The 25,549-nt window shown below is 70.9% G+C and carries 22 protein-coding genes and 1 riboswitch; of the genes, 14 read left to right on the top strand and 8 right to left on the bottom strand.

Annotated features, from left to right (window positions below; translation table 11 throughout):
• Nucleotides 1-50: 50 nt before the first annotated feature.
• The 4 genes from AB0L65_RS19850 to AB0L65_RS19835 are packed head-to-tail and all read right to left on the bottom strand — an operon-like array spanning nucleotide 51 to nucleotide 5,523.
• Nucleotides 51-1,835, bottom strand: a complete 1,785-nt coding sequence (locus AB0L65_RS19850) for a glycoside hydrolase family 13 protein (RefSeq protein WP_364247243.1) — start codon at nucleotides 1,833-1,835, stop codon at nucleotides 51-53.
• Complete coding sequence (locus AB0L65_RS19845) at nucleotides 1,836-2,675, bottom strand: sugar ABC transporter permease (RefSeq protein WP_319714304.1); 840 nt, start codon at nucleotides 2,673-2,675, stop codon at nucleotides 1,836-1,838.
• Entirely contained in the window at nucleotides 2,672-4,240 is a 1,569-nt protein-coding gene (locus AB0L65_RS19840; protein WP_364247240.1) for an ABC transporter permease subunit, read from the bottom strand. Before AB0L65_RS19840 ends, AB0L65_RS19845 begins: the two co-directional genes overlap by 4 nt.
• Nucleotides 4,241-4,242: 2 nt before the next feature.
• On the bottom strand, nucleotides 4,243-5,523 hold the full coding sequence (locus tag AB0L65_RS19835; protein ID WP_357736486.1) for a maltose ABC transporter substrate-binding protein: 1,281 nt from the start codon (nucleotides 5,521-5,523) through the stop codon (nucleotides 4,243-4,245).
• A gap of 301 nt (nucleotides 5,524-5,824) precedes the next feature.
• On the opposite strand from AB0L65_RS19835, the gene AB0L65_RS19830 reads away from it, so the two are divergent.
• The 3 genes from AB0L65_RS19830 (at nucleotide 5,825) to AB0L65_RS19820 (ending at nucleotide 9,608) form a co-directional block, all read left to right on the top strand.
• On the top strand, nucleotides 5,825-7,318 hold the full coding sequence (locus AB0L65_RS19830) for a glycoside hydrolase family 13 protein (RefSeq protein WP_364247238.1): 1,494 nt from the start codon (nucleotides 5,825-5,827) through the stop codon (nucleotides 7,316-7,318).
• Nucleotides 7,319-7,396: 78 nt separating this feature from the next.
• Entirely contained in the window at nucleotides 7,397-8,740 is a 1,344-nt protein-coding gene (locus tag AB0L65_RS19825; protein WP_364247235.1) for a HAMP domain-containing sensor histidine kinase, read from the top strand.
• A 46-nt stretch (nucleotides 8,741-8,786) separates the two neighbouring features.
• Nucleotides 8,787-9,608, top strand: coding sequence for an SAM-dependent methyltransferase (locus tag AB0L65_RS19820; protein WP_350726849.1), 822 nt, complete (start codon nucleotides 8,787-8,789; stop codon nucleotides 9,606-9,608).
• Here the strand turns inward: AB0L65_RS19820 and AB0L65_RS19815 are convergent.
• A complete protein-coding gene (locus tag AB0L65_RS19815) occupies nucleotides 9,605-10,945 on the bottom strand; it encodes a cation:dicarboxylase symporter family transporter (RefSeq protein ID WP_364247233.1) in 1,341 nt (446 codons plus the stop codon). The genes AB0L65_RS19820 and AB0L65_RS19815 overlap by 4 nt on opposite strands.
• A 108-nt stretch (nucleotides 10,946-11,053) precedes the next feature.
• On the opposite strand from AB0L65_RS19815, the gene AB0L65_RS19810 reads away from it, so the two are divergent.
• From AB0L65_RS19810 to AB0L65_RS19790, 5 genes are all read left to right on the top strand, one after another.
• Nucleotides 11,054-12,547, top strand: a complete 1,494-nt coding sequence (locus AB0L65_RS19810) for a sensor histidine kinase (protein WP_364247230.1) — start codon at nucleotides 11,054-11,056, stop codon at nucleotides 12,545-12,547.
• Nucleotides 12,544-13,239: a response regulator gene (locus AB0L65_RS19805; protein ID WP_364247227.1), complete on the top strand. Its 696-nt coding sequence runs from the start codon at nucleotides 12,544-12,546 to the stop codon at nucleotides 13,237-13,239. Before AB0L65_RS19810 ends, AB0L65_RS19805 begins: the two co-directional genes overlap by 4 nt.
• A gap of 72 nt (nucleotides 13,240-13,311) precedes the next feature.
• Nucleotides 13,312-15,348 (top strand): N-acetylneuraminate synthase family protein, encoded by a 2,037-nt coding sequence (locus AB0L65_RS19800; RefSeq protein WP_364247224.1) that lies wholly within the window; start codon nucleotides 13,312-13,314, stop codon nucleotides 15,346-15,348.
• Nucleotides 15,349-15,376: 28 nt separating this feature from the next.
• Complete coding sequence (locus AB0L65_RS19795) at nucleotides 15,377-16,357, top strand: glycosyltransferase family 2 protein (protein ID WP_364247222.1); 981 nt, start codon at nucleotides 15,377-15,379, stop codon at nucleotides 16,355-16,357.
• Nucleotides 16,357-17,592 carry a polysialyltransferase family glycosyltransferase gene (locus AB0L65_RS19790; RefSeq protein WP_364247219.1) on the top strand — a complete coding sequence of 412 codons (1,236 nt, stop codon included), beginning with the start codon at nucleotides 16,357-16,359 and terminating at the stop codon, nucleotides 17,590-17,592. Before AB0L65_RS19795 ends, AB0L65_RS19790 begins: the two co-directional genes overlap by 1 nt.
• A 297-nt stretch (nucleotides 17,593-17,889) precedes the next feature.
• Here the strand turns inward: AB0L65_RS19790 and AB0L65_RS19785 are convergent, their stop codons facing one another.
• Nucleotides 17,890-19,050, bottom strand: coding sequence for a DUF6716 putative glycosyltransferase (locus AB0L65_RS19785; protein WP_364247466.1), 1,161 nt, complete (start codon nucleotides 19,048-19,050; stop codon nucleotides 17,890-17,892).
• A gap of 2 nt (nucleotides 19,051-19,052) precedes the next feature.
• Nucleotides 19,053-19,997, bottom strand: a complete 945-nt coding sequence (locus AB0L65_RS19780) for a hypothetical protein (protein WP_364247216.1) — start codon at nucleotides 19,995-19,997, stop codon at nucleotides 19,053-19,055.
• A 97-nt stretch (nucleotides 19,998-20,094) separates the two neighbouring features.
• On the opposite strand from AB0L65_RS19780, the gene AB0L65_RS19775 reads away from it, so the two are divergent.
• The 4 genes from AB0L65_RS19775 to AB0L65_RS19760 all read left to right on the top strand — a co-directional run bounded on the left by AB0L65_RS19775 (nucleotide 20,095) and on the right by AB0L65_RS19760 (nucleotide 23,846).
• The gene (locus tag AB0L65_RS19775; RefSeq protein ID WP_364247214.1) at nucleotides 20,095-20,916 is read left to right on the top strand and encodes an aldo/keto reductase; all 822 of its coding nucleotides are present in this window, start codon (nucleotides 20,095-20,097) and stop codon (nucleotides 20,914-20,916) included.
• Between the two features lie 19 nt (nucleotides 20,917-20,935).
• Nucleotides 20,936-21,889 (top strand): Gfo/Idh/MocA family oxidoreductase, encoded by a 954-nt coding sequence (locus AB0L65_RS19770; protein WP_364247212.1) that lies wholly within the window; start codon nucleotides 20,936-20,938, stop codon nucleotides 21,887-21,889.
• Between the two features lie 117 nt (nucleotides 21,890-22,006).
• Nucleotides 22,007-22,144, top strand: a riboswitch (cyclic di-AMP (ydaO/yuaA leader).
• 13 nt (nucleotides 22,145-22,157) lie between these two features.
• Nucleotides 22,158-22,844 (top strand): CHAP domain-containing protein, encoded by a 687-nt coding sequence (locus AB0L65_RS19765; protein WP_364247210.1) that lies wholly within the window; start codon nucleotides 22,158-22,160, stop codon nucleotides 22,842-22,844.
• A gap of 255 nt (nucleotides 22,845-23,099) precedes the next feature.
• Nucleotides 23,100-23,846, top strand: a complete 747-nt coding sequence (locus AB0L65_RS19760) for a YoaK family protein (protein WP_364247209.1) — start codon at nucleotides 23,100-23,102, stop codon at nucleotides 23,844-23,846.
• On the opposite strand, the gene AB0L65_RS19755 is transcribed toward AB0L65_RS19760, so the two are convergent.
• Entirely contained in the window at nucleotides 23,812-24,189 is a 378-nt protein-coding gene (locus AB0L65_RS19755; protein WP_364247206.1) for an alpha/beta hydrolase, read from the bottom strand. The genes AB0L65_RS19760 and AB0L65_RS19755 overlap by 35 nt on opposite strands.
• 102 nt (nucleotides 24,190-24,291) lie before the next feature.
• Between AB0L65_RS19755 and AB0L65_RS19750 the strand changes: the two genes are divergently transcribed.
• A complete protein-coding gene (locus AB0L65_RS19750; protein WP_364247203.1) occupies nucleotides 24,292-25,026 on the top strand; it encodes a TetR/AcrR family transcriptional regulator in 735 nt (244 codons plus the stop codon).
• Nucleotides 25,027-25,108: 82 nt separating this feature from the next.
• The gene (locus AB0L65_RS19745; protein WP_364247200.1) at nucleotides 25,109-25,549 is read left to right on the top strand and encodes a YciI family protein; all 441 of its coding nucleotides are present in this window, start codon (nucleotides 25,109-25,111) and stop codon (nucleotides 25,547-25,549) included.

The following is a 25,549-nucleotide window of genomic DNA, read 5'->3' as shown; positions in this document are numbered from 1 at the left end:
ACACCACTATCGAGTTGGAGCGGATGGGGGGGTAGCCCAAGGTAGCGTGATCAGCGCGCGAGACGCCAGAGACGCACCGAAGGTCCGTCGCCCGGAAGCACGTCCCCGTCCTCGGCGTTGTAGAGGCCGTGCGCGTGGACGCCGAGGCGCAGCGGCGCGCCGGGCGCCCGCCGCACGCACACCAGGATCGACTCCTCGTACGTCTCCCGCGCGAAGACCAGGCAGTCGGCGTCGGCGTGCAGCCAGCGCAGGCCGCCGTGGCGCAGCGCGGGCTCGGCTCGGCGCAGCCCGAACAGCTCCCGGTAGGCCGTCAGCGTCGGGAGGTCCTGGTCCGCGGGCCGGTTCCAGGGCATCGGGGTGCGGGAGTGCTCGCCGTTGACCCCGGTCAGGCCGAACTCGCTGCCCGCGAACACCATCGGCGTGCCCGGCAGCGTGGCCTGGAGGCCGAGCGCGAGCAGGTGGCGCTCGCGCGAGCCGGTGACGGTGCGGATGCGGGGCGAGTCGTGCGAGTCGAGCAGCTGCCAGGAGTGGACGAGCGAGCGCCACGACATGTGGGACGCGAACGACCGGAAGGTGGCCAGCGCAGCCGTCCCGTCGCGCGCCGGGACGCCGCCCGGCACGCCGAGGAAGTGGTCGAGGTCCAGCTCGGGCCCGCGCAGCCAGGTCCAGACGGGGCGGGTGAAGCCGCCGTAGTTCATGGTGCCGTGCCAGCCGTCGCGGTCGAGGTCGGAGGAGGCGTCGTGGTTGTGCTCGGCGATGAACGCGGCCTTCGGCCCCAGCTCGGCCCGCAGCATGGCGGCGACCTCGTGGTTGTGGTCGTCGGCGGCGCGCCTGCCGGTCATGTTGGCCACGTCCACGCGCCAGCCGTCCAGCGGCCCGAGCCACTTCTTCAGCACGGCCCGCATGCGGGCGCGGACGAGCTCGCTGCCCCAGTTGAGCTTGGGCAGCGTCTTGACGCCCCACCAGGACTCGTAGTCGCCGGAGTCGGGGTCGAAGTAGAACATCTCGCGCTCGACCGCGTTCACGTCGGAGACGGCCGCGGTGAACCATTCGTGCGTGTCGCCGCAGTGGTTGGTGGTGATGTCGCCGAGCAGCCGCATGCCGCGGGCGTGCAGGGCGCCGGACAGGCGGTGCAGCGCCTCGTCGCCGCCGAGCAGCGGATCGACGTGCTCGAACGTGGAGGCGTTGTAGCGGTGGTTGGAGCGGGCGGGGAAGATCGGCGTCAGGTAGACGGTGTTCACGCCGAGGCTCTGGACGTGGTCGAGCCGCTGGGCGACGCCGTCGAGGTCGCCGCCGTAGAACTGCCCCGCGGTGCCGGGGCCGGCGGGGATGACCGGGTCGTGGTCCCAGTCGCGCGGCAGCGCCCAGTCGGGCAGGTCGCGCATGGGCCGGGAGCGGTCGAAGCGGTCGGGGAAGATCTGGTAGACGACCGCGTCCGACATCCAGGAGGGCGGCGGCTCGTGGCACACGAGGCGGAAGTCGCCCGCGTCGGTCACGTCGTGGGTGACGAGCCCGGCCGCGGTCAGCCACGCCTGGCCGCCCCGCGTGGCGAGCAGGAACCGGTACGGGGTCACCGGGTTGACCGCGGTGATCTCGGCCCGCCACCAGACGTCCGTGCCGCCGTACCCGCCGGCCTCCCGCCGCGACGGGTCCGGCGCCGCCTCGGCGTAGCGCGGCTCGCCGTCGTGCACGGTACGCACGTGCACGCCCGTGATCCCGGCGGCCAGCGGCGCCCGCAGCCACAACGTCACCCGCGAGCCGAGGGCGGGCTCCTGCTCGGAGACGTACAGAGCTGAGCCGTCGTGATGCGGCTCCCCGATGAAGCGCAAATGCACCTATCCCTTGACAGCCCCGGCGGTGAGCCCGGAGACGATGTACTTCTGCAACCAGAGGAACACACTCACCGTCGGAATCGCGGTAAGCAGCGTCGCCGCGGCGAACATGCCGAAGTTCGCGTTGCGGTGGTCGCCGGCGATCATCCCGTACATGCCGACGGCGAGGGTCTTGCTCTCGGGGTCGCGCAGGAACACGTTCGCCATGAGGAACTCGCTCATCGTGCCGATGAACGCCAGCAGCGCCGTGACCGCGAGGATCGGCGTGACCAGCGGCATGATGACCCGCCAGAAGATCTGCGCGTGCGTGGCCCCGTCCACGGTGGCGGCCTCGTCCAGCTCCTTCGGCACGGTGTCGAGGAAGCCCTTCATCAGCCAGGTGTTCACGCCGAGCGCGCCGCCGAGGTAGAGCAGCATCAGCCCCCAGACGGTGTTGAACCCGAAGGCCGGGTACAGCTCGGTCACCCTGGTGAAGATCATGAAGATCGTCACGATGGCCAGGAACTGCGGGAACATCTGGATGAGCAGCAGCGCCAGCAGCCCGACCCGGCGGCCCGCGAAGCGCATGCGGCTGAAGGCGTACGCGGCGAGCATCGACAGCAGCAGGCTCGCGAACGACGCCACCAGCGCGATGAAGACCGAGTTGAAGAACCACCGGCCGAACGGGTAGCTGTCGGAGGTCAGCAGGTGGGCGAAGTTGGCCAGGCTGGCCCCGGTCGGCAGCAGGTCGGTGGAGGCCAGCGTGCCCATGGGGTTGATCGCGGCCGAGACCACGAACAGGATCGGGAAGAGCGCGAACGCGCACACGATCAGCACGAAGACGTGCCTGAGGGCGAGCTTCACGCGTAGACCTCCTCCTGCTTGCGGGTACGGCGGAACGCCACGGCCGAGATGACGGCCACGATCGTGAAGATGAACACCGAGACCGCCGCCGCGAAGCCGAACTGCGCCCCGCCCGCCCCGAACGCCAGCCTGAAGGTGTAGGTGATCAGCAGGTCCGTGCCGCCCACCTGCGGGTTGTCGGCCGGGAACGGCCCGCCCTCGGTGGTGAGCGCGATCGCGTTGAAGTTGTTGAAGTTGTAGGCGAACGACGAGATCAGCAGCGGCGTGAGCGCCACCAGCAGCAGCGGCAGCGTCACCCGCCGGAAGGCCTTCCACGGCGTGGCCCCGTCGATGGCCGCCGCCTCGGTCAGCTCGCGCGGGATGGCCTGCAGCGCGCCGGTGGTGACCAGGAACATGTACGGGAAGCCGAGCCAGAGGTTGACCAGGATCACCCCGAACCGGGCGGTCCCGGTCTCGCCCAGCCAGTCGACGTTGGCGCCGAGCAGCTGGTTGATCAGGCCGAAGTCGCGGTTGAACATGTCACGCCAGACCAGCAGCATGGCGAAGGCGGGCATCGCGTACGGCAGGATCAGCGCGATCCGGTAGAAGCGGGTGCCGCGCATCCGCGGGTGGTGCAGCGCCAGCGCGACCGACATGCCGAGCGCGAACGTGCCGAGCACGGAGGCCAGCGCGAAGACCAGGTTCCAGCCGAACACCCCCGCGAAATATCCCGAAATAGTCGGATTTGTCAGCACCCGAGCGAAGTTGTCGAGCCCGACGCCGACCTGCCAGCCCTGCGCCAGGTGCTCGCCCCTGGCGTTGACGAAGAAGCCCTGGCTCTCGTCGGCCGTCCAGGTGTCGCCGTTGCCGCGCACGCAGTCGCAGCCGGCGTCGTACACGAGCGCCGCCTTGCCCTCGACGGCCCGGCTGAGCCCGTTCGCCTTGATCACGCCGTCGCCGGTCGGCACGGCCAGCGCGGAGATCTCCTGCCCCCGGGCGGCGGCCTCGGGCGTCTTGAGCACGGTCAGCCCGGGGGCCGCCAGCACCTTGCCGGTGACCCCGACCTGGGCGCCCGCCAGCGGTGACAACCCCTTGGAGTCGCCCAGCCGCACCTGCTTGGTCTTGGGGTCGACCAGCAGGAACACCAGCTCGTCGCCGCGCAGCGCGGCCGTCATGGCGTACTCGGGCGAGCCGGGGGTCTGGCGCACCGAGCCGGTCTCGATGGCGGTGACGGCGGCGGCCTTGTCTCCGCGGTGCCCGTCGCCGAAGTTCGTGAACGCGGTGGTGACCGTGTAGGCCACGGGGAACACCTGGAACGCGATCAGGAAGACGGTGCCGGGGACCAGATACTTGGCCGGGATGAAGCGGCGGGTCAGGTAGAGGTAGGCGATGGCCGCGCTGACGGCGCCCAGCAGCCCGAGCGAGACCCACGATTCGGCGGCGACCAGCGGCGGCGCGGCGTAGAGCAGGATCGCGGCGGCCACGGCCAGCACCGCGATCCTGCTCACCACGAACGCCGTGGTGATCTCCCGGCGGGGCCGCGGAGACGACTTCGTCCCCACGGCCTCGCGCACGTCGAGGGTCATGATCAGTGCTTGAGCGAGCCGTCGATGGCCTTCTGCGCGGCCGCGGCGGCCTTGGCCGCGTCGCCGCCCTTGACGACGGCGTTCTCGGCGATGCCGAACGGCTCCCAGATGGCCGCCATCTCGGGGATGGCCGGCATCGGCAGGCCGTCCTTGCCCGCCTCCATGAACTTGACCGCGTCCGGGTCGCTCGCCTGGACCTCCTGGAGGGCGGCGGTCAGCGCCGGGGGCCGCGGGTCGGCCTCGTACAGCGCCTTCGCGACGTCCTTGTTGGTCACGTAGTTGGCGACGAACTCCTGGGCCAGGGCCTTGTTCTTGCCCTTGGAGGCCACGAAGAACGTCTGCACGCCGACGAACGGGGTGGCGGGCTTGCCGCCCTTGAACGACGGGACGGCCGTGATGTCGTACGTGATGCCGCCCTTCTTGACCTCGCTCATCGCCCACGGGCCGGAGATCAGGTAGGCGCACTTGCCGCCGGCGAAGTTCACGATGTAGTTCTCGTTCGTGATCGACGTGCGCAGCGCGCCGTCACCCTTCTCGCCCAGGTCCTTGAGCTTGCCGAACGCCTTGACCGAGTCGGGCGAGCCGACCAGCACCTGCTTGGGGTCGGGGTCGCCGGTGGAGGTGGCGCCGAACAGCGCGCCGCCCGCGGAGGCGAAGATCGGGTAGACGTGGAAGGCGTCGCCCTTCTGGCCGACGGGGATGCAGAGCACCTCCTTGACCTTGCCGGCCGCCTTGAGCTCCTTGCCCTTGGCGATCATGTCCTCGATCGAGGCGGGGGCGTCGGGGGCGAGCTTGGTGTTGCGGATCAGGGCGATGTTCTCCACCGCGTACGGGGCGCCGTAGACCTGCCCGTTGAACGTCACGGCCTGCATCGCCTTGGCCGAGAAGGCGGCCTTCTGCTCGTCGGTCAGCGTGACGGGGTCGATGGCGCCGTTCTGGACGAGGTTGCCGATCCAGTCGTGCGCGCCGATCATGATGTCGGGGCCGCTGCCCTGCTGGGAGGCGGTGAGGAAGGTCGTCTGGTTGTCCTTGCTGATCTCCTTCACCTCGACGGTCACGCCGTTCTCGGCGCCGAACTGGTCGGCGAACGGCTTGAGCGGCTTGACGCGGCTGGGGTCGGCCCAGATCACGAGCGTGCCGCCGCTCTTGGCCGCCGGGGCGGAGGCGGACGCACCGGGTGCCGCCGGGGACGCCGACTGGGAAGCCGGCTGGGATTCGCCGCACGCCGTGGCGGCGAAAGCGAGGGTCGCGAGAGCGGCCACACCCAGAGCCCGCATGCGCATGGGACCTCCTGAGGTCACGCAGGAACGGCGGTGCCACGCGAGCGCCGCCGGAAGAAAGCTCTAACGTTTCCGGGACGTTAGCGGCTCTTTGCAAGAATTGGAAGAACTTGCGAAAGAGCGTTACGCGATCCTCACCGAACCCCGCGAAAGCGCCTTCTGCGAGCGACCTCAGGCCGGAGTACGGGCGGGTCAGGGTGACGTATGCAACTTTCCGCAAGTTGCGCTTGACCCCGGCCGAACGATCGCGACATCCTTCACCACAACCTCACGGGACATCTCGGGCATCCAGGGAAGGACAGCCATGCTCGGCAACGACGACTGGTGGCGTGACGCCGTCGTGTACCAGGTCTACCCGCGCAGCTTCGCCGACGCGGACGGCGATGGCATGGGCGACCTCGCCGGCGTGCGCGACCGCCTCGGCTACCTCGCCGACCTGGGCGTGGACGCCATCTGGCTGAGCCCCTTCTACACCTCCCCCATGGCCGACGGCGGCTACGACGTGGCCGACTACCGGGACGTGGACCCCATGTTCGGCGCGCTCGCCGACTTCGACGCTCTCATCTCCGACGCCCACGACAAGGGCATCAGGGTCATCGTGGACCTGGTGCCGAACCACTCCTCCGACCGGCACCCCTGGTTCCAGGCCGGGCTGCGCGACCGCTACATCTTCCGCGACGAGCCCAACGACTGGGAGTCGATCTTCGGCGGCCCCGCCTGGACGCAGGTGGCGGACGGGCAGTGGTACCTGCACCTGTTCGCCCCCGAGCAGCCGGACCTCAACTGGGAGAACCCGGACGTGCGCGCCGAGTTCCGCGACATCCTGCGCTTCTGGCTCGACCGGGGCGTGGACGGCTTCCGGGTCGACGTGGCGCACGGCATGATCAAGGCCGCCGGGCTGCCCGACGTGGGGCCGAAGGAGGGCCGCCAGGCCGAGATGCTCGGCGACGAGCAGCTCCCGTACTTCGACCAGGACGGCGTGCACGAGATCTACCGCGAGTGGCGGCCGATCCTCGACTCCTATCCCGGCGGCCGGATGGCGGTGGCCGAGGCGTGGGTGTCCTCCCCCGAGCGGCTGGCCCGCTACGTCGGGCCCGACGAGCTGCACCAGGCGTTCTCGTTCGAGTTCATGATGGCCGACTTCCACGCCAAGTCGTTCCGTACCGTCATCGAGAAGGCGCTGAAGGAGTCCGAGCTGGTCGGCGCGCCCACCACGTGGGTGCTGTCGAACCACGACAAGCCCCGCCACGTCACCCGCCACGGCGGCCTGGCCCGCGCCCGGGCGGCCACGCTGCTCATGCTGGCCCTGCCCGGCTCGGCCTACCTCTACAACGGCGAGGAGCTGGGCCTGCCCGAGGTGCTCGACCTGCCGGACGAGCTGCGCCAGGACCCGGCCTTCCGGCGCACCGGCGAGAGCCGCGACGGCTGCCGGGTGCCGATCCCGTGGACCGCCTCCGGCGACTTCGGCTGGCGCGACCCCTGGCTGCCGATCCCCGCCTCGTGGGGGCCGCTGTCGGCCGAGGCCCAGGAGCACGACCCCGCCTCCACCCTGAACCTCTACCGCGCCGCGCTGAAGCTCCGCAGGGAGCACCCGGCGCTCGGCGGCGGCACCGTGACGTGGCTCGACTCCCCCAAGGACGTGCTGGCCATCGAGCGCGACCCGGGGCTGGTCGTGGTGCTCAACACGGGCGAGGAGCCGGTGCGGCTCGACCTGGGCGGCGAGGTGCTGCTGTCCAGCGGCCCGCTCGCCGAGGACGGGGCCGTCCCGCCGGACACCGCGGTCTGGATCCAGCGCTGACCGGATCCGACCCCAGGTTGGGGGAATCTTTCCCTTAACGCGGCAAATGTCGGTAATCACGCTCGGTAACCTCACAGGGTGCCACCCTGGTGGGCCAGATCCCTGCGCGGACGCGTCACCCTCATCGCGACGGCTGTAGCCGCCCTCGTGCTCATCCCCGTGGCCGTCGCCGGGGTGATCACCGCCAGGTCGCTGATGACGGCCAGCGTCTTCCGCGACACCCGGGACACGGCCGAGCGGATCGCGTACGAGATGCGCGGCGGCGCGCTGCCCATGGGCGCCGCCATCCCGGTGCCCAACCCGCCGGTGGACCTGATCCAGGTCGTCGGCCCCAACGGCCAGATCCTGGCCAGCAGCGACGCGGCCAGGAACCTGCCGCCGCTCAGCGACATCCGCCCCACGCCCGAGAACCGGGTGATCAGCGTGATGAACTGCCTGCCGACCGAGTGCATCCACGTCACGGCCGTCCGGGTGAGCCTGTTCGCCGACTCCCCCGTGGTCTACGCGGGCCGCAGCACGCCGGACCTGCTGGCCAACCGCGGGCTGGAAGTGGTGGTGTTCATCGAGGTCGGGGTGCTGATCGGGCTGGCGTCGTGGGCCACGTGGCTGGTCACGGGACGCGCGCTGAGACCGGTGGCGACCATGCGGGCCGAGCTGGACGCCGTCCACGCGGGCGACCTGAGCCGGCGCGTCACGCAGCCGCCGGGCGCGGACGAGGTGTCCCAGCTCGCCAGATCCGTCAACGGCACGCTGGCCCGGCTGGAACGCTCGGCCCAGCAGCAGCGCCAGTTCGCCTCCGACGCCTCGCACGAGCTGCGCACCCCCATCGCGGGCCTGCGCGCCCAGCTGGAGAGCGCCCAGCTCTATCCCGACGACACCGACGTCGAGGCGCTGGTGGACAGCGCGCTGCGCGACACCGACCGCCTGGAGGCCATCATCACCGACCTGCTGCTGCTGGCCAGGATCGGCTCCCGGGTGGACGTGGTCAAGGAGCGGGTGGACCTCGCCGAACTGGTACTCCAAGAGGTGTCCGTGCGCTGCGACAAGGTGCCCGTGCACGTGGAACTGACCGAGGGGGTGGTGGTCGAGGGCGTACGGCTCCAGCTGGCCAGGGTGCTGACGAACCTGCTGGACAACGCCCAGCGCCACGCCGAGCACACGGTCCAGGTCGAGGTCCGCAGGGAGGGCGAGCACACGGCGCTGCTGGCGGTCGAGAACGACGGCGTGGAGATCGCCGAGGAGGATCGCGAGCGCATCTTCCAGCGCTTCACCCGCCTGGACGCCGCCCGCAGCCGCGACGCCGGCGGAACAGGCCTGGGCCTGGCCATCGCGCGTGACGTCGTGGTGGCCCATGGGGGCCAGATCACCGTTGAGGACCGTGTGGGCGGGGCGCGATTTGTGTTGAGACTTCCAGCCGTTTGACCGCTTTTCGTAGATTTCCGGTGCTCAAGTCATAGATCATGGTGCCATGACGGAACAAGCGCCGCAGGGCGTCGACCCTCACATCCCTAACGCGGCGCGCATGTACGACTACTTCCTGGGTGGCAAGGACAATTTCCAGGCCGACCGGGATCTGGCCGAACTGGTCCTGAGCGCGGTTCCCGAAACCCGTGAAGGCACCAGGGAGAACCGGGCGCTCATTGGCCGGTTCGTGCGTTACCTGTGCGAACAGGGCATCACGCAATTCCTTGACCTCGGCTCCGGCCTGCCGGCGCAGGAGAACGTGCACGAGGTCGCGCTCCGCCACACCCCCGATGCCCGCGTGGTCTACGTGGACAACGACCCGGTGGTGGCCACGCACGGCAGGGCCCTGCTGGCCGACCCGGACCGGGTGGCCATGGTGCTGGGCGACGTGCGCCGGCCGAAGGAAATCCTGGCCAACCCCGAAGTGCGCGCGCTCCTGGACTTCGAGCGGCCGGTGGCCGTGCTGATGATGTTCATCCTGCATCTGATCCCCGACGAGGACGACCCGAGCACGTTCGTGGCCGGCTACCGCGAGGCGATGGCGCCGGGCAGCTATCTGGCCATCTCGCACGTGGGCAGCGACTCCCACTCGGCGCTGACGGACCGGGTGGTCGAGTTCTACCAGCGGGCCAACATGCCGTTCAGGCCGCGACCCGGCAAGGAGATCGCGGCCTTCTTCGGTGACTTCGAGTTCATCCCGCCCGGCCACCTCGCCAACGGCATCGGGCCGGAGCTCGGGTGGCCGTACATCGATCGCGACATCCCGATCTTCCTCGACGCGGACATGTCGCGGCTGGGCTACGCGGGCATCGCCCGCAAGCTCTAGACCTTCGACAGCTCCCGGTCGCCCGACTCGTCGGGACCGGGGCGGTTGTCGTCGTCGTCCTCGTCCAGCAGCGTGGCCTCGTCGAACGGCGCGTTCCCGGCGAGCACCTGGGTCGCGCGCTCCCGGTCGAAGTCGCCGGTCCAGACGGCGACCAGCACGGTGGCGACGGAGTTGCCGGCGAAGTTCGTCAGCGCCCTGGCCTCGGACATGAAGCGGTCGATGCCCACGATGAGCCCGACGCCGTCGACCAGCGCGGGACGGTGCGCCTGCAGCCCACCGGCCAGCGTGGCCAGCCCGGCCCCGGTCACGCCCGCGGCGCCCTTGGAGGCGATCATCATGAACAGCAGCAGCGCGATCTGCTCGCCGAACTGCAGCGGCGCCCCGGTGGCCTCGGCGATGAACAGCGTGGCCATGGTCAGGTAGATCGCGGTGCCGTCGAGGTTGAAGGAGTAGCCGGTCGGCACCGTGATGCCGGCCACGGTCTTGCTCACACCCAGGTGCTCCATCTTGGCGATGAGCCTGGGCAGCGCCGTCTCCGACGAGGAGGTGGACAGGATGAGCAGGAACTCGCGGCCCAGGTACTTCAGCAGCGACCACAGGTTGATCCGGGCGACCAGCCACAGGATCGAGCCGAGCACGACGCCGACGAACAGCAGACAGGTGATGTAGAAGGCGACCATGATGATCGCCAGGCTCTTGAGCGCCTCCAGCCCGGTCTCCCCGACGACCGCGGCGATCGCGCCGAACGCGCCGACGGGCGCGGCCCACATGATCATGGCGAGGATGCGGAACGTCAGCCGCTGGAAGTGCTCGATGGTGCGCAGGATCGGCTCGCCCTTGGCGCCCATGGCCTGGATCGCGAACCCGGCCAGCAGCGCCACGAGCAGCGCCTGCAGCACCGAGCCGCCGGTGAGCGAGGACACCAGCGTCTTCGGGATGATGCCGAGCAGGAAGTCGACCGTGGTGGACTCGCCGCCCTTGGCCGCCTGCGCCTCCGCGGCCTGCTTGGCGGCGTCGCTGAGGTGCAGCCCGGAGCCCGGGTCGATGACGTTGCCGACCAGCAGGCCGATGAGCAGGGCTACCGTGGACATGACGATGAAGTAGCCGAGCGCGAGGCCGCCGACCTTGCCGACCTTGGCCGCCTGGCGTACCGAGCCGATGCCCAGCACGATCGTGCAGAAGATGATCGGCCCGATCACCATCTGGATGAGCGCCACGAAGCCGGTGCCGAGCGGTTTGAGCTCCTTGCCCACGTCCGGCCAGACGAATCCGACCAGGATGCCGAGTAGGACCGCCCCGATGACGGCCAGATAGAGGTAGCGAGTGCGATCACGCATGGGGGGCTCTCCAGCGGTGATGGAAATGACCTTCTAGACGCCCGAGTATGCGCCTCACAGTGACATAGGTCACCATTGAGTAAGTTTCGTTCACAGGAGAGATGTCAGATGCGGCGCTGGAGCCTGGCGGGCCAGATGCTGGTCCTGCAGCTGCTCGTGGTCGCCGTCACGGTGGCGGGCCTCGCGGTGCTCGCGCTCGTGCAGACGCACGAGCTGCTCACCGACGAGGCGAGCAGCAAGGCCGGGGCCGTCGCGGTGAGCGTGGCCGCCTCGCCCAGCGTGCTGGCCGCCCTCGACGACCCGAACCCGTCCGTACGGCTGCAGCCGTACGCCGAGCAGGTACGCCACCAGACGGGCGTCGACTTCATCACCATCATGAAACCCGACGGCACCCGCTACACCCACCCGAACCCCGCCGAGATCGGCAAGCACTACCTCGGGCACACCGAGCGGGCGCTGGCGGGCGAGACGTTCACCGAGACCTACACCGGCACACTCGGCGAGTCCAGGCGGGTGGTGGCCCCCGTCATGTCGGACGGCCGGGTGCGGGCGCTGGTCAGCGCGGGCATCACGATCAACAAGATCAGCGCCAGGGTCCGCGACCAGCTCGCCTGGGGCGGCCTCATCGTCGCGCTCGCGCTCTCGCTGGGCGCCGCCGGCACGTGGCTGGTCACCGCGCGGCTGCGCCGCCAGACGCACGGCCTCGGCCCGGTGGAGCTGGGCCGCATCCACGAGCACCACGACGCCGTCCTGCACGCCGTCCGGGAGGGCCTGCTGCTGGTGGGCAAGGACGGCACGCTGACGCTCTGCAACGACGCCGCCAGGATGCTGCTCGGCCTGCCCACCGACGCCGAAGGGCGGCACGTGGACGAACTCGGCCTCTCCGAGATGCTGGCCGACGACGACGAGCGCGTCCACCTGGTCGGCGACCGCGTCCTCGCGGTCAACAGCGCCGCCAGCCGGCTCGGCACCGTCGTGACCGTGCGCGACCACACCGAACTCCAGGCGCTGACCGGGCAGCTCAACGCCGAGCGCGACTTCGCCGACTCGCTGCGCTCGGCCGCCCACGAGGCCGCCAACCGGCTGCACACCGTCATCACGCTGGTGGAGCTGGGCCGTACCGAACAGGCCGTGGCGCTCGGCACGGCGGAGCTGCGCGCCGCGCAGGAGCTGACCGACCGGGTGGTCGGCGCGGTGCGCGAGCCGGTGCTCGCCGCGCTGCTGCTCGGCAAGAGCGCCGAGGCCGCCGAACGCGGCGCCGAACTCGTGATCAGCCAGGACAGCGAGCTCGACGACCTGGGCCTCGACCCGCGCGAGCTCGTCACGATCGTGGGCAACCTGATCGACAACGCCATCGAGGCGGCCTCCCGGGTGGAGGTCCACCTCAGCGTGGGCGGCGGCGAGGTCCTCATCAGGGTCGCCGACAACGGCCCGGGGCTGGCCGACCCGCAGGCGTTCGCGAAGGGCTGGACCACCAAGGGCGACGGGCGCGGGCTGGGGCTGGCGCTGGTGGGGCATGCGGTGCGGCGGCTGGGCGGCACCATCGACGTGGAGGGCTCGGTGTTCACCGTGCGGCTGCCGGTGCCGGAGCGGGTGCGATGACCATCTCGGCGCCGGGATCGGGCGCGAAGATATCCGTGCTCGTCGTGGAGGACGAGGAGATCACGGCCGAGGCCAACCGCATCTACATCGAGCGGACCCCGGGCTTCGAGGTGGCCGGGGTGGTCAGGACCGGCGGCGAGGCCCTGCGGTTCCTGCGCGGCAGGCCCGTGGACCTCGTCCTGCTCGACCTGTACCTGCCGGACATGCACGGGCTGGAGGTGTGCCGGGCGATCCGCGCGGGCGGGCTCATGTGCGACGTGATCGCCGTCACCTCGGCCCGCGACCTGGCCATGGTGCGCTCCGCGGTCTCCCTCGGCATCTCCCAGTACCTGCTCAAACCGTTCACCTACGCGACACTCTCCGAAAAGCTGACGCGTTACGCCCGGTTCAAGGACGAGGCGGGCCTGGCCGTCGGGCAGGGCGACGTGGACCGGGTCCTCGGCACCCTTCGGGGCAGCTCAGAGCTGCCGAAAGGCATGGCGCGCGACACCCTCGACACGGTCGCCGCGAAGCTGCGCGACAGCCCCGAGGGCATGGCGGCCCAGGCCGTGGCCGACGCGATCGGGGTGTCCCGCGTGACGGCCCGCCGCTACCTGGAATACCTGGTCGAGCTGGGGGTGGCGGCCCGCATCCCGCAATACGGAGGAGTCGGCCGGCCAGAACTCCTCTACCGGATCCCCATGGAAAGTTAATGATGGTGACGCTGGCCGTTCAATCCGGGGCTCTAGCTTCTGGTGCAGTCCGATGCACTGAGGAGACAGATCTTGCGAGTCCTGGCCGTAGTTCCCGCCCGCGGAGGTTCGGCGGGCGTACCCCTGAAGAACCTCGCCCTGGTCGGCGGCATCCCGCTGGTCACCCGAGCGGTACGGGCCGCCCAGCGGGCCGAGCTCGTGGACCAGGTCGTGGTCAGCACCGACCACGCGGACATCGCCGAGACCGCCCGTGAGGCGGGGGCGATCGTCGTGGACCGGCCCGAGGAGCTGAGCGGCGCGACCGCCTCCAGCGAGTCGGCGGTGCTGCACGCGCTCGACACCCTCGGCGAGGACCCCGAGGTCGTCGTGCTGGTGCAGTGCACCAGCGCGTTCATCGACCCGGAGAGCCTGTCCGAGGCCGTGCGCAAGGTGCTGGACGGGGAGGCCGACTCGGTCGTGTCGGGGCTGCCCACGCACGAGTTCCTGTGGACCGCCGCCGGAGGCGGCATCAACCACGACCCCGCCGTCCGGCAGCGCCGCCAGGACCGCGACCCCGAGTTCCGCGAGAACGGCGCCTTCTACGTCATGCGCACCTCCGGCCTGCGCGAGCACGGCCACCGCTTCTTCGGCCAGGTCGCCGTCCAGCCGGTGTCGCCCAAGCACGCCGTCGAGATCGACAACCCGGATGACCTCGAGCTGGTGCGCGCGCTCGCCCCGTTCATCGACGAGCCCGAGCCGATCGACGTGGACGCCGTCATCACCGACTTCGACGGCGTGCACACCGACGACCGCGCCTACGTCGACTCCGACGGCCGCGAGATGGTGCTCGTCAGCCGCTCCGACGGGATGGGCATCGCGCTGCTGAAGCGGTCCGGGGTGAAGGTGCTGGTCATGTCCACCGAGCACAACCCGGTGGTGGCCGCCCGCGCCCGCAAGCTCGGCGTCCCCGTGCTGCAGGGCCTGGCCGAGAAGCGGACCGTGCTGCGCGACTGGCTGACCATCGAGGGCCTCGACCCGGCCCGCGTCGCCTACGTCGGCAACGACGTCAACGACCTGGGCCCGATGGCCGAGGTCGGCTGGGCCATCGCCACCCCCGACGCCCACCCGCGCGTGCGCGCCGCCGCCAGGGTCGTGCTGACCAGGGCCGGCGGGTCCGGCGCCGTGCGCGAGCTGTGCGACCGCGTCGTGGCCGCCCGCCCCGAGCCGCCCGCGGCCGAGGTCCGCACGCGGCCCAGGCTCGGCCCCGTCGCGATCGGCGACGTCCTGGTCGGCGACGGCGAGCCCGTGTACGTGATCGGCGAGATCGGCATCAACCACAACGGCGACATCGACATCGCCCGCCGCCTCATCGACGTGGCGGCCGAGGCCGGTTGCCAGGCGGTCAAGTTCCAGAAGCGCACCCCCGCGATCTGCGTGCCCGAGGAGCAGAAGGGCCAGATCAGGCAGACGCCGTGGGGCGAGATGACGTACCTGGAGTACAAGGAGCGGACCGAGTTCGGCTACGACGAGTACCGGCAGATCGCGAAATACTGCGACGAGCGCGGCCTGCACTGGTTCGCCTCGCCGTGGGACGTGCCCTCCGTGGAGTTCCTGGAGGAGATGGACGTCCTCGTCCACAAGGTGGCCTCGGCCAGCGTCGCCGACCACGAGCTGCTGCGGGTCCTGGCCGCCACCGGCAAGCCGATCATCCTGTCCACCGGCATGTCCACGCTGTCGGAGATCGACGCGGCCGTCGAGATCCTCGGCACCGACAAGCTGATCATGATGCACGCGACGTCCACGTACCCGCTGCCGCCGGAAGAGGCGAACCTGCGCACGATCACCACGCTCAAGGAGCGCTACGGCGTGCCCGTCGGCTACTCCGGCCACGAGCGCGGCCTGCAGATCTCCCTGGCCGCGGTCACGCTCGGCGCGGTCACGGTGGAGCGGCACATCACGCTCGACCGGACCATGTGGGGCTCCGACCACGCCGCCTCGCTGGAGCCGGCCGGCCTCGAGCACCTCGTCCGTGACATCCGCATCATCGAGCAGGCCATGGGCGACGGCGTCAAGCGCGTCTTCCCCGGCGAGGAGGCCCCCAAGGCCCGCCTGCGCCGGGTGACCGTCTGACCTCGTCCGCACTCTGGAGAAACCACTCTTGATCACTCTCTCGGTCGTCGTGCCGGTGCTGAACGGCGAGAAGTACATCGCCGACACACTGTCGTCGCTCTGCCGCAACGCCCGGCACGACTTCGAGTTCATCGTCGTCAACGACGGGTCCACGGACGCCACCGCGGACATCGTCGACGACTTCACCCGCGACCTGCCCGGGCTGACCATGCTGCGCAACCCGGCCCCCGTCGGGCTGGCCGACGCCCGCAACACGGGCCTGTCGGCCGCCTCCGGCCGGTATGTCACGTTCATGGACGCCGACGACTGGCTCGCCCCGGGCTACCTGGCACGGCTCGTCGAGGCGATCGACGGGCTCGGCTGCGACTTCGTACGCGCCGACCACGTGCAGGTCGAGGGCCGCAAACGGGTCGTGCACCGCGCCCCCATGGCGCGGAGGGGCGTGGTGCTCGACCCACGGGAGGCGATCCTGCCCGCCGGCGTGCGGACCATGGTCGACTACCCGTACGCGTGGGCCGGGATCTACCGGCGCTCCCTTCGCGACCTGCTGCACTTCCCCGGCTCCCTGCACACCGCCGAGGACCGGCCGTGGATCTGGCGCCTGCACCGGGAGGCCGCCACGTTCGCGGTGGTGTCGCTGGCCGGGGTGTTCTACCGCCGGCTGGTGTCCGGGTCGCTGACCCAGGTCGGCGACGAACGCCAGCTGCACTTCTTCGACGCGTTCGACCTGGTGTTCAAGGACCTGGAGCCGGAGTTCATGCCCAAGGCGGTGCGGAACTTCTGCGCGCTCCTGGCCCACCACCTGGAGATCGCCGACCGGTTCACGCCGGCGCTGCGCTCGCGCTTCGAGGAGCGCGGCGCGCACATGGTACGCGCGCTGCCCCCCGAGATCGTGTCGGAATCGGTGGCGCGCATGTCCGTCGAACGCGAGACCACGCTGCGGGCCCTGGTGCCCGACCTGCCGCCCAGCCCGCACGTCCGGGTCCGCCGCGACCGGGAGGAGACATAGTGAAGGTCTTCTACGCCTCGACGCTGTTCGGGGCGATGTCGCTGGCCGCCGCCATCGACGACGGCCGCTTCGGCGACGGACGCCGCGTCCTGATCGTGTCGAACAACGCGGCCATCCCCGAGGTGTCGACGCCGCTCGACAAGACGCCCGGCTTCGCCGTGCTGCGCTCACGCTTCGACGCGGTGCACTCGTGGAACGACCTCATCGCGCCGCTGCACCCCTCCGACTGGCGCGCCCGCGTCATCGAGGTGCCGATGATGGAGCGCCTCATCCGCTCCGTCTGGGGCCTGGACGGGGTCGAGGAGCTGGTGCTGGAGTCCATCGCGGTGCCCCCGGCCCGGACCATCGCCGGGCTGGTGCGCGACTGCCCCATCACCGTCTACTCCGACGGCCTGATGAGCTACGGCCCCACCCGCGACCCGCTGCCGGCGGAGATCCACCGCCGCATCGGCCGCCTGTTCCACCTGGACCTCGTGCCGGGCCTGACCCCGCTGCTGCTCAGCGAGTACGACGTCGCCCCCTCGATCCTGCCGGACGAGCGGTTCATGTCGGTCGTGCACGAGGTCACCGCCACCGCCCCCGACATGCTGCCCGGGCAGGCGATGATCCTCGGCCAGTACCTGTCGGCCCTGGAGATCGTCACCCCGGAGGAGGAGGCGGCGCTGCACGAGACGATGCTCAAGGCCCTGGCCGCGCGCGGCTACACCGACATCGTCTTCAAGCCGCACCCCGCCGCCGGGCGGCGTCACGCCCAGCTCCTGCGGGCCGCGGCCGAGCCCCTGGGCGTGCGGCTGTCGGTGGCCTCCGAGAGCGTGCCCGCCGAGGTGTGCTTCGCGGCGCTGCGGCCCGAACTGGTCGTGGGCTGCTTCTCGACCGGGCTGCTGACCGCGCAGCGCTACTTCGGGCTGCAGGTGGCCGCGTACGGCACGGAGCTGGTGCTCGACCGGCTGGCGCCGTACGAGAACAGCAACCGGATCCCGGTCACGATCGTGGACGCGCTGCTGCCCCGGCTGTCACCGGACGGCGGCATCGAGCACCCGACGGCGGTGGACCTGCGCGGGCTCGTCCGGGCGGTGGGCTACTGCATGCAGGCCGAGACGTACCCGGAGCTGCGGCCGGCGAGCATCGAGTTCGACGCCCGCTACTTCAAGCGCAAGCGCCTGGAGACCCTCGGCCTGGTGACCCGCCCCACGGCACTCACCCGGCTGCGCCGGAAGATCCGCTCGGCGATCTGACACCTCTCCCCCGAAAGGCCGCAACCCCGACACCGGGGTTGCGGCCTTTCGTCGCGGGACCGGTGGCGAGACCTCGGCCCCCGCTTCCCAGGGGACCGCAACCCTGGGCGACGGGAGGGACCCTCTCCCGCCGTCCGGGGTTGCGGTCCTTTCGTGGGGAAGGAGCGCGAATAGCCGCGCCCCAGGCGGTCCTTCGGGGAAACAGGCGCGCGTGAGCCGCGCCCCCGGCGGTCCCTCGGAGGGACGGGCGTGCCGTTCAGGTGGGGCGGTGTGCTCGCCGCATCGGGAGGGCGGTGGTCAGCCGAGGGCCTTGAGGTAGCGGCGCATGCGGCGCTTGGCCCGGTAGCCGGCCCGCAGCATCGAGGGATGCACCTCCACCCGCAGCCTGGCCCGCCGCCGCGCCGCCGCGTGCTCCGGCCCGTCCAGCAGCGATCGAGCCGGTACGCGCGACCCGCCCGCCACCAGCCCGGCCAGCCGCCCGGCCCAGTCGTTGTGCGCCGGCGGGTGGAAGTAGTTGGCCTCGCACCACTCGGGAGCGGCCGCCCGGAAGCCACCCTTCGCCAGGTCGTCGAGCGTGCCCAGCAGCCCGCTGCCCTCGAACACCAGGTTGATCATCTCGGCGCTCACGCCGAAGTCCTCCAGCACCAGCGACGGCACGCCCAGCGCGATCGCCTCCAGCGCCGCCGTCGAGCTCACCGTGACGAACCCGGCCGCCCGTTCGAGCTGGTCGTGCATCGACCCCGCCGCGAACTCCACCCGCCCCGGCTCGCCCATCTCCCGCCACAGCCGCTGGTAGTGGTGGCGCTCGTTGTGCGTCTGCCGCTCGTCCTCGAGAGCCCGCAGCTTGACCACCACGTCCAGCTCTGGCCGCAGCCGGGCCAGCTCGGCCAGCGCCAGCAGGATCCGCTCGCGGTCCTGGCGCTCCCGCGGCACCTTGGCCTGGGTGGCGAACACGACCCGGTTCCCGCCCCCGGCGACCACGTCGGAGCGCAGGAACGGCAGCCTCGCCAGCCCCACCGCCCCTCCCCCGCCGAGCCGGCCGGCGATCTCGGAGAACTCGGCCACCTCACGCTCGCTGTGCACCACGAACAGGTCGCACCCGCTGCGGAACAACCACGCCTTCTCCGTCGCCGGCACCGAGATGCCCGGCAGCCCGCTCACGAACACCGGCCGCGGCCGCAGGTCGCCGAGCACGTCGGCCACCAGCACGTCCACCACCGGGCCCGTGCAGGCCACCAGCACCACGTCCGGGCGGATGCGCTCGGCCAGCCGCCGCACGGACCGCGCCGAGACCACCGGCGGCGGCTCCAGACCGCCCACGGCGGCGGCGATCTGCTCCGGCGAGGGCGCGATCGGCGTGCGCACCACCACGAGCTCCGCCGTGCCGCCGGGGGGAAGGTCGCCGAGCAGGCAGGCCGCCCACTTCAGATACGAGTCGGAGTCGGCGACCGCCAACACTTTCAACCGGACACTCCTGTCAGATGCGAGCGAAGGGCGGGGGCCGCCCTGCTGGTCCACCAGTCGTCAGGAACGTCCACGGGCTCCACGGCGACACCGCGCGGGCTGAGCAGCACCCGCAGCGAGGTGATCGCGGTCGAGGGCAGGCTGAGCACGCGCTGGCCCGCGTCCAGGCCGCGCAGCGTCAGCTCGGCCGGCGCGCCCACGTCGTGCACGGTGATGCCGGGGCGCTCCCTGATCAGGGCCACGTCCACGGGGTCCTCGCGGCGGTGCGGGTAGTACGCGAGCGGCTCCTGGGCCGCCAGGTCCGTCAGCCAGCGCAGGTAGTGGTCGCGGTGCACGAGCCCGTTGCGGACGAGCGAGGTGCCGAGGACGACCGTGCGCTCCGCGGGCCCCTCCGCGCTGGGCGGCTGGGCGCGCAGCCAGTCGAACTGGTGGCGTACCAGGTTGATCCCGGCCCGCCGGACGCCGTCCGCCAGGGCCTCGTCCACGGGCAGGGCGGTGAAGACCGACACGTCGCTCAGGCGCAGCCGCAGCGCGGCCGCCAGGCCCAGCACGGAGCGCAGCTTGGTCGGCTGGGCCCTGGCCCGCAGCAGCGGCCGGTACGGCCCCGCGGCCAGCAGCTCCAGCAGCCGGAGCGTGGCCAGCCCGTCGTCCACGATGACGATGCGTCCGGGACGCGAGGTGAGCCAGCGCATCTGCACCCTGCCGGAGAAGGCGTCACCGACGGCCTGCACGCGCCTGGGCATGCGCTCACGCGGCTCCGCCAGCTCCAGGCCGTCGGGCAGCCCAAGAGACCTCAGCTCCCGACGCGTGGCCTTCAACGGCCTCAGACCGGCGCGCGGCACGACCACCGTCTCGGGGCCGAGCACGCCCGCGTAATGGGCCTCGACGGCGCACAGCATCTGGAGCGGTGACTCCACCCAGGCCGACGCCTGTTCGACCACTCCTGTCCTCCCAGCCGGGTGATGGCCCGTTCACGACCGCTTCAAGCTAGCCCCGCCGCCTTAAGCCACCAGAAACGCGACGTGAACAATGGAGAGTATGAACTCGCTCATGCTCAACACCGACGGCGTGCAGATCCCGCAGCTCGGCTACGGCGTCTGGCAGGTGCCCGCCGACGAGGCCGCGCGGGCCGTCACGACCGCGCTCAAGGCCGGTTACCGGCACGTGGACACCGCCGCCGCGTACGGCAACGAAGAAGGCGTGGGGCAGGCCGTACGCGAAAGTGAGCTGCCGCGCCGGAAGCTGTTCGTGACCACCAAGCTGTGGAACGCCGACCACGGCCGCGCGGAGGCGGCCTTCGACGAGTCCCTGGCCCGGCTCGGCCTCGACTACATCGACCTTTTCCTCATCCACTGGCCGGTGCCGCAGCAGGACAAGTACGTGCAGGCGTGGAAGGCGATCGAGAAGATCTACCGTGACGGGCGCGCCAAGGCCATCGGCACCTCCAACTTCAGCATCGCCCACCTCACCCGCCTCATGAACGAGACCGACCTCGTGCCTTCCATCAACCAGATCGAGCTGCACCCGTACCTCCAGCAGCGCGAGCTGCGCGCCTTCCACGAGGCCAACGGCATCCTCACCGAGGCGTGGAGCCCGCTCGGCCAGGGCCAGGGCCTGCTGAACGACCCCGCGCTGGCCAAGCTGTCGGACAAGTGCGGCAAGACGCCCGCGCAGATCGTGCTCCGCTGGCACCTGCAGCTCGGCCACGTCGCGATCCCCAAGTCGGTCACCCCGGCGCGCATCGCCGAGAACATCGGCGTCTTCGACTTCATCCTCGACGCCGAGGACATGGCCGCCATCGGCGCGATGAACAGGGGCCAGCGGATCGGACCCGACCCCGACACGTTCAACATGACCTGACTCGTCTACGATCTCCCGCGTGCGGGATTTTGCGTGGGGCATAGCGGCGACAGGGAATATCGCGCGGACCGTCGGGGCGGCCATCGCGGCCGAACCGGGCATGCGGGTGGCCGCCGTCGGGTCGAGGAACCTGGGGCGGGCGCAGGCGCTGGCCGCCACGCTGGGGGCGGAGTCCGCGTACGACTCCTATGAGCGGCTCTGCGCCGACCCGGCCGTGGACGCGATCTACGTGGCGACGCCGCACGCCCAGCACCTGGAGGTGGCCGAGGTCGCCATCGCCGCGGGCAAGGCCGTGCTGTGCGAGAAGCCGCTGGCCGCCACCGTGGACGACGCGGAGAAGATGGTACGCCTGGCGCGCGAGGCGGGCGTGTTCCTGATGGAAGCGATGTGGATGCGGTTCAACCCGCTCGTCCAGAAGATCGCGGCCGACGAGCGCTTCGGCGACCTCCGCTCGGTGCACGCCTCCTTCGGCTTCGCCAAGCCCTACGACCCGGAGCACCGGCTGTGGGCGCCGGAGCTCGGCGGCGGGGCGCTCCTGGACCTGGGGATCTACCCGTTCGGGCTGGCCCAGCTGATCCTCGGCATGCCCTCCGACCTGCGGATCACCGGCACTCTGGCGCCCAACGGCGTCGACGCGGAGGCCGGCGGCGTGCTGCTCTACCCCGGTGGCAGGAAGGCTCTCGTGGAGACTTCGTTGCTCGGGAATTACCCGAACCATGCCAGTGTTGTAGGGACTCAGATGCGGGCGGACCTCCAGGCACCGTTCTGGGCTACGCCGCGGATTCTGCTGTCCGGGCCCTCCATGGAGCCGGAGGAGTACATCCTCGATCCGGCGGACAACGGGTACGCCGGGGAGCTCCGTGAGGTCCGGGCCGCGACGGCCGAAGGCAGGACCGAAAGTTCGATCATGCCGCTCGACGAATCCCTTGCCATGATGGGGCTTCTGGCCGAGGCTCGCAGGCAGGTCGCCTAGCTGGGCCTTTATCGATTTGTAACGCTCTTGCCTTATGCATTACGTTTGAGGCATTCTTGAGACATACGTCCGGTTTGTCCGGACTTGTCCGACCATCGCACGACACATCACAGGAACGTCCTGTGACCGCTGAATCCGCCCTCGGGCGGAACCGGGGACCCACGTCCTTTGGGGTGAATCGGCACTTCGGTGCCGTAGGGCAGCTTCCACGTCCGAACCCGTCAGCTAACCCGGTAAGCGGCATGGAAGCAAGGAGTAAACCCCCTCGATGGCCAACATCCGCTTTACCTCTGCTGCGAAGACCAACATCGCCCGCGCCCTTCTCGGCGCCACCATCCTCGGAACCGCGTTCGGCGCCCACATGACCAGCGCCACCGCAGCAGACAAGCAGCCGATCGACACCGTCGCCGGCACCGCCACCGTCGCCGACCACGCCGAGCGCTCGCGCGAGACCAAGGTCAGCGTCACCGCCGGCCAGGTCCTGGCGCTCGCCAAGTCCCAGGTCGGCATCACCGAGAACGCGGCCGGCGGCGGCACCAAGTTCCAGCGCTGGTACGCCAACTCGCAGCGCGCCGCGGAGACCATCGCCCGTGACGGCGGCAGCCGCGCCGACTACCTGAACGCCGCCTGGTGCGCGATGTTCGTCTCCTGGGTCGGCGAGCAGACCGGCGCCCGCTCGCAGATCGGCTGGGACGCCTGGACCGTCGCCCACGCCAAGTGGTTCCAGGCCAACCACCGCTTCGGCACCGAGGCCAAGCCCGGCGCCATCGTGTACTTCTCGTGGAGCGGCAGCAAGAACCTCGACGACATCAAGCACGTCGGGTTCGTCGAGAAGGACAACGGCGACGGCACCATCTCGACCGTCGAGGGCAACACCGGCAACGGCAAGGTCGAGGAGCGCGTCCGTCCCAAGTCCCAGGTCGTCGGCTACGGCTACCCCCAGTACCGTTCCTGACCGGACCGTCCCCCTCCAGGCTGGACTCCCCCAAGGCACCTCCTGGCCGGCCTTCCCCCAGCGCCGAACGAGCGCGCGTCCCGCAACGGGATGCGCGCTCGTCGCGTTTCGCCCCGCAGGTGCGGCGGGGTGCCGAGCGGAACCCGGCGGCCGGTGCCGTCCGGCCGTCGCGTTTCACCCCCGCGAGTGCGGCGGCCCGCCACCGGGGAAGACCCGAGGCGAACCACCCGCGACCTCGCCAAGGAGCCGCCCACCATGCCAGCCGCGCGCAGACGTCCCGGAAGGCTGGTCCGGAGTGGGCTGCGACGGGTCGCCGACGGGCTCTTCCCGCGCGGCGCCAACCCGCACGGCGTCCTGCCCGCCCTGCTGATCCTCCTGGCCTGCGTCACCGGCCTCGTGGACGCCGTCAGCTTCCTCGGCCTGGGCCGCGTCTTCGTCGCCAACATGACCGGCAACATCGTCTTCCTCAGCTTCGCCCTGGCCGGGGAGGCCCATATGTCCAAATGGCCCTCCCCGGCGGCCCTCGTCGCCTTCGGAGCCGGCGCCTGGAGCGCCGGCCGGGTGATCAGGCACACCGCGAACGCGCGACGGGCGTTCGCCGCCGCCACCGCCGTACACGCGCTCCTCGTCGCCGCCGCCCTCGCCGTCGCCCTCACGGCCGGGCACCGCACGACCTGGGCCCAGGCGGCCCTCATCGCGCTGCTCGCGTACGGCATGGGCCTGCAGAACGCATCCGTACGGGCGCTCGGCGTACCCGACCTGGTCACCAACGTCCTCACCACGACCCTCACGGGCCTGGCCGCCGACACGCCGGGCCGGGCCGCCCTGCGCCGATCCGCCTCCATTGCCGCGATGTTCCTCGGCGCCCTGACCGGCGCCACCCTCCACCTCACGACCGGCCCCGCACCCGCCCTGGCGATCGCCCTGGCCCTGCTCACCACCGTCGCCCTCGTCGCCCGCAATGGTCTCAGCCGAGAAAGAACTCCGCCAGCGCCCGGGTGACCCCGGCCGGATCGTTCTCCATCGGGATGTGCCCCGCCCCGGGAACGCGCACCAGCGTCGTGTTCGGCACCTCGGCGGCGAAGCGCTCGGCGTACCGGACCTCCTGGAACGTGTCGTCCTCCCCCCCACACCAGCAGCTTCGGCGTCCCATCGGCCTTGAGCGCGGGCACCAGGTCCAGCGTGTAACGGCTGTCGGCCGCGCCCGCCAGCGCCATCCACGACCGGCCCACCCGCGGGTCGTTCCACGGATCAAGGTAATCGGCCGGCTCCGCCTCGGTGGCCGGCCGGGCGAGCGCGGAGGCCCTGGCCGTTCCGTCGGCGGACGACTGCGCCCCGACCGCACGCGCTTTTCTCGACCAGCTCGGCGCCTTTACATTGTAGATCAGCGTGTACGTCGTCTACTACTGATACGTTGTACACCAACTCGTCGAGAGGAGGGCGATCCATGGCTGCCCCGCGCAAGCCCAATGACAGGCCCCCGCTGTGGGCCCGCCTCGAGCGCCCGGCGCCCGCCCCCCGCCAGACCCTGTCCCCGCACCGCATCGCCACCGCCGCCGTGGGCGTCGCGGACGCGGAGGGCCTCGACGCCATCACCATGCGGCGGCTGGCCACCGAGCTGGGCGTCGCCCCGATGGCCGCGTACCGGTACGTGTCGGGCAAGGACGAGCTGCTGGAGCTGATGGCCGACCACGTCTACGGCGAGCTGGAGCTGCCCGGCGAGACGGCGGGATGGCGCGAGACGCTGCGGGAGATCGCCGTCAGGACGCGCGAGCTGGTGCTGAAGCACCTCTGGCTCGCCCAGCTCCCGCCGAGCGCGCTGCTCGCCGTCACCCCCAACCGCCTGGCGGTGGCGGAACGCTCGCTGCGCGCCGTCGACGGCCTGGACCTGGACGCCGACACCAAGCTGGCCGTCGTCAACACCGTCGGCTCCTTCACGCAGGGAGTCACCGGCGCCGAGATCGCGATGCGCCGGCTCATGGCGGGTCAGGGCTGGTCCAGCGAGCAGCAGGTCTACCTCAGCATGGCCCCACAGCTCACGTACCTCCTCGACACCGGCCGCTACCCCGGCTTCCGGCAGTACATCTACGAGGGCAGGCACAAGGACCGGCCGGACTGGCAGTTCGAGACCGGGCTCGAGTACGTTCTGGACGGCATCGCTGCCCGGCTGTTCGCGCAATGAATCTCCCGCGTACGTGTCGATCCCGCCTGTCGCCGTTCGACGCGTTCGACGAGAGCTCGAACCGGACGAAAGAGAGACACCCATGAAATTCATGATCGTCGGCAAGGCCAACGCGGAGACCGAGGCCGGGGCGCTGCCCAGCCAGGAGGTCGTGGACAACATGCACGCTTACAACGAGGCGCTGACCAAGGCGGGCGTGCTGCTGGCGGCCGAAGGGCTCTACCCGAGCTCGCAGGGGGCCCAGATCGCGTACAGCGGCGGCAAGGCGACCGTGATCGACGGCCCCTTCGCCGAGGCCAAGGAGCTCATCGCCGGCTTCTGGCTGATCCAGGTCAAGTCCCGGGAAGAGGCGATCGAATGGGCGATGCGCGTACCGGTGCCGCCGGGGTACGACGGGATCGGGCTGGACGTGTGGCGGGTGTTCGACGCTTCGGACGTACCGGACGATTCGCTGCCCGCGGACGAGCGGGACCGCGAACAAGCACTACGCGACCGCCTCGGCGTCGACACGCCCAACCCCTGA

This window comes from Nonomuraea sp. NPDC052116, from assembly GCF_040680035.1.
GTDB lineage: Bacteria > Actinomycetota > Actinomycetes > Streptosporangiales > Streptosporangiaceae > Nonomuraea > Nonomuraea angiospora_A.
This window is presented reverse-complemented; position numbering and strand designations above follow the sequence as displayed.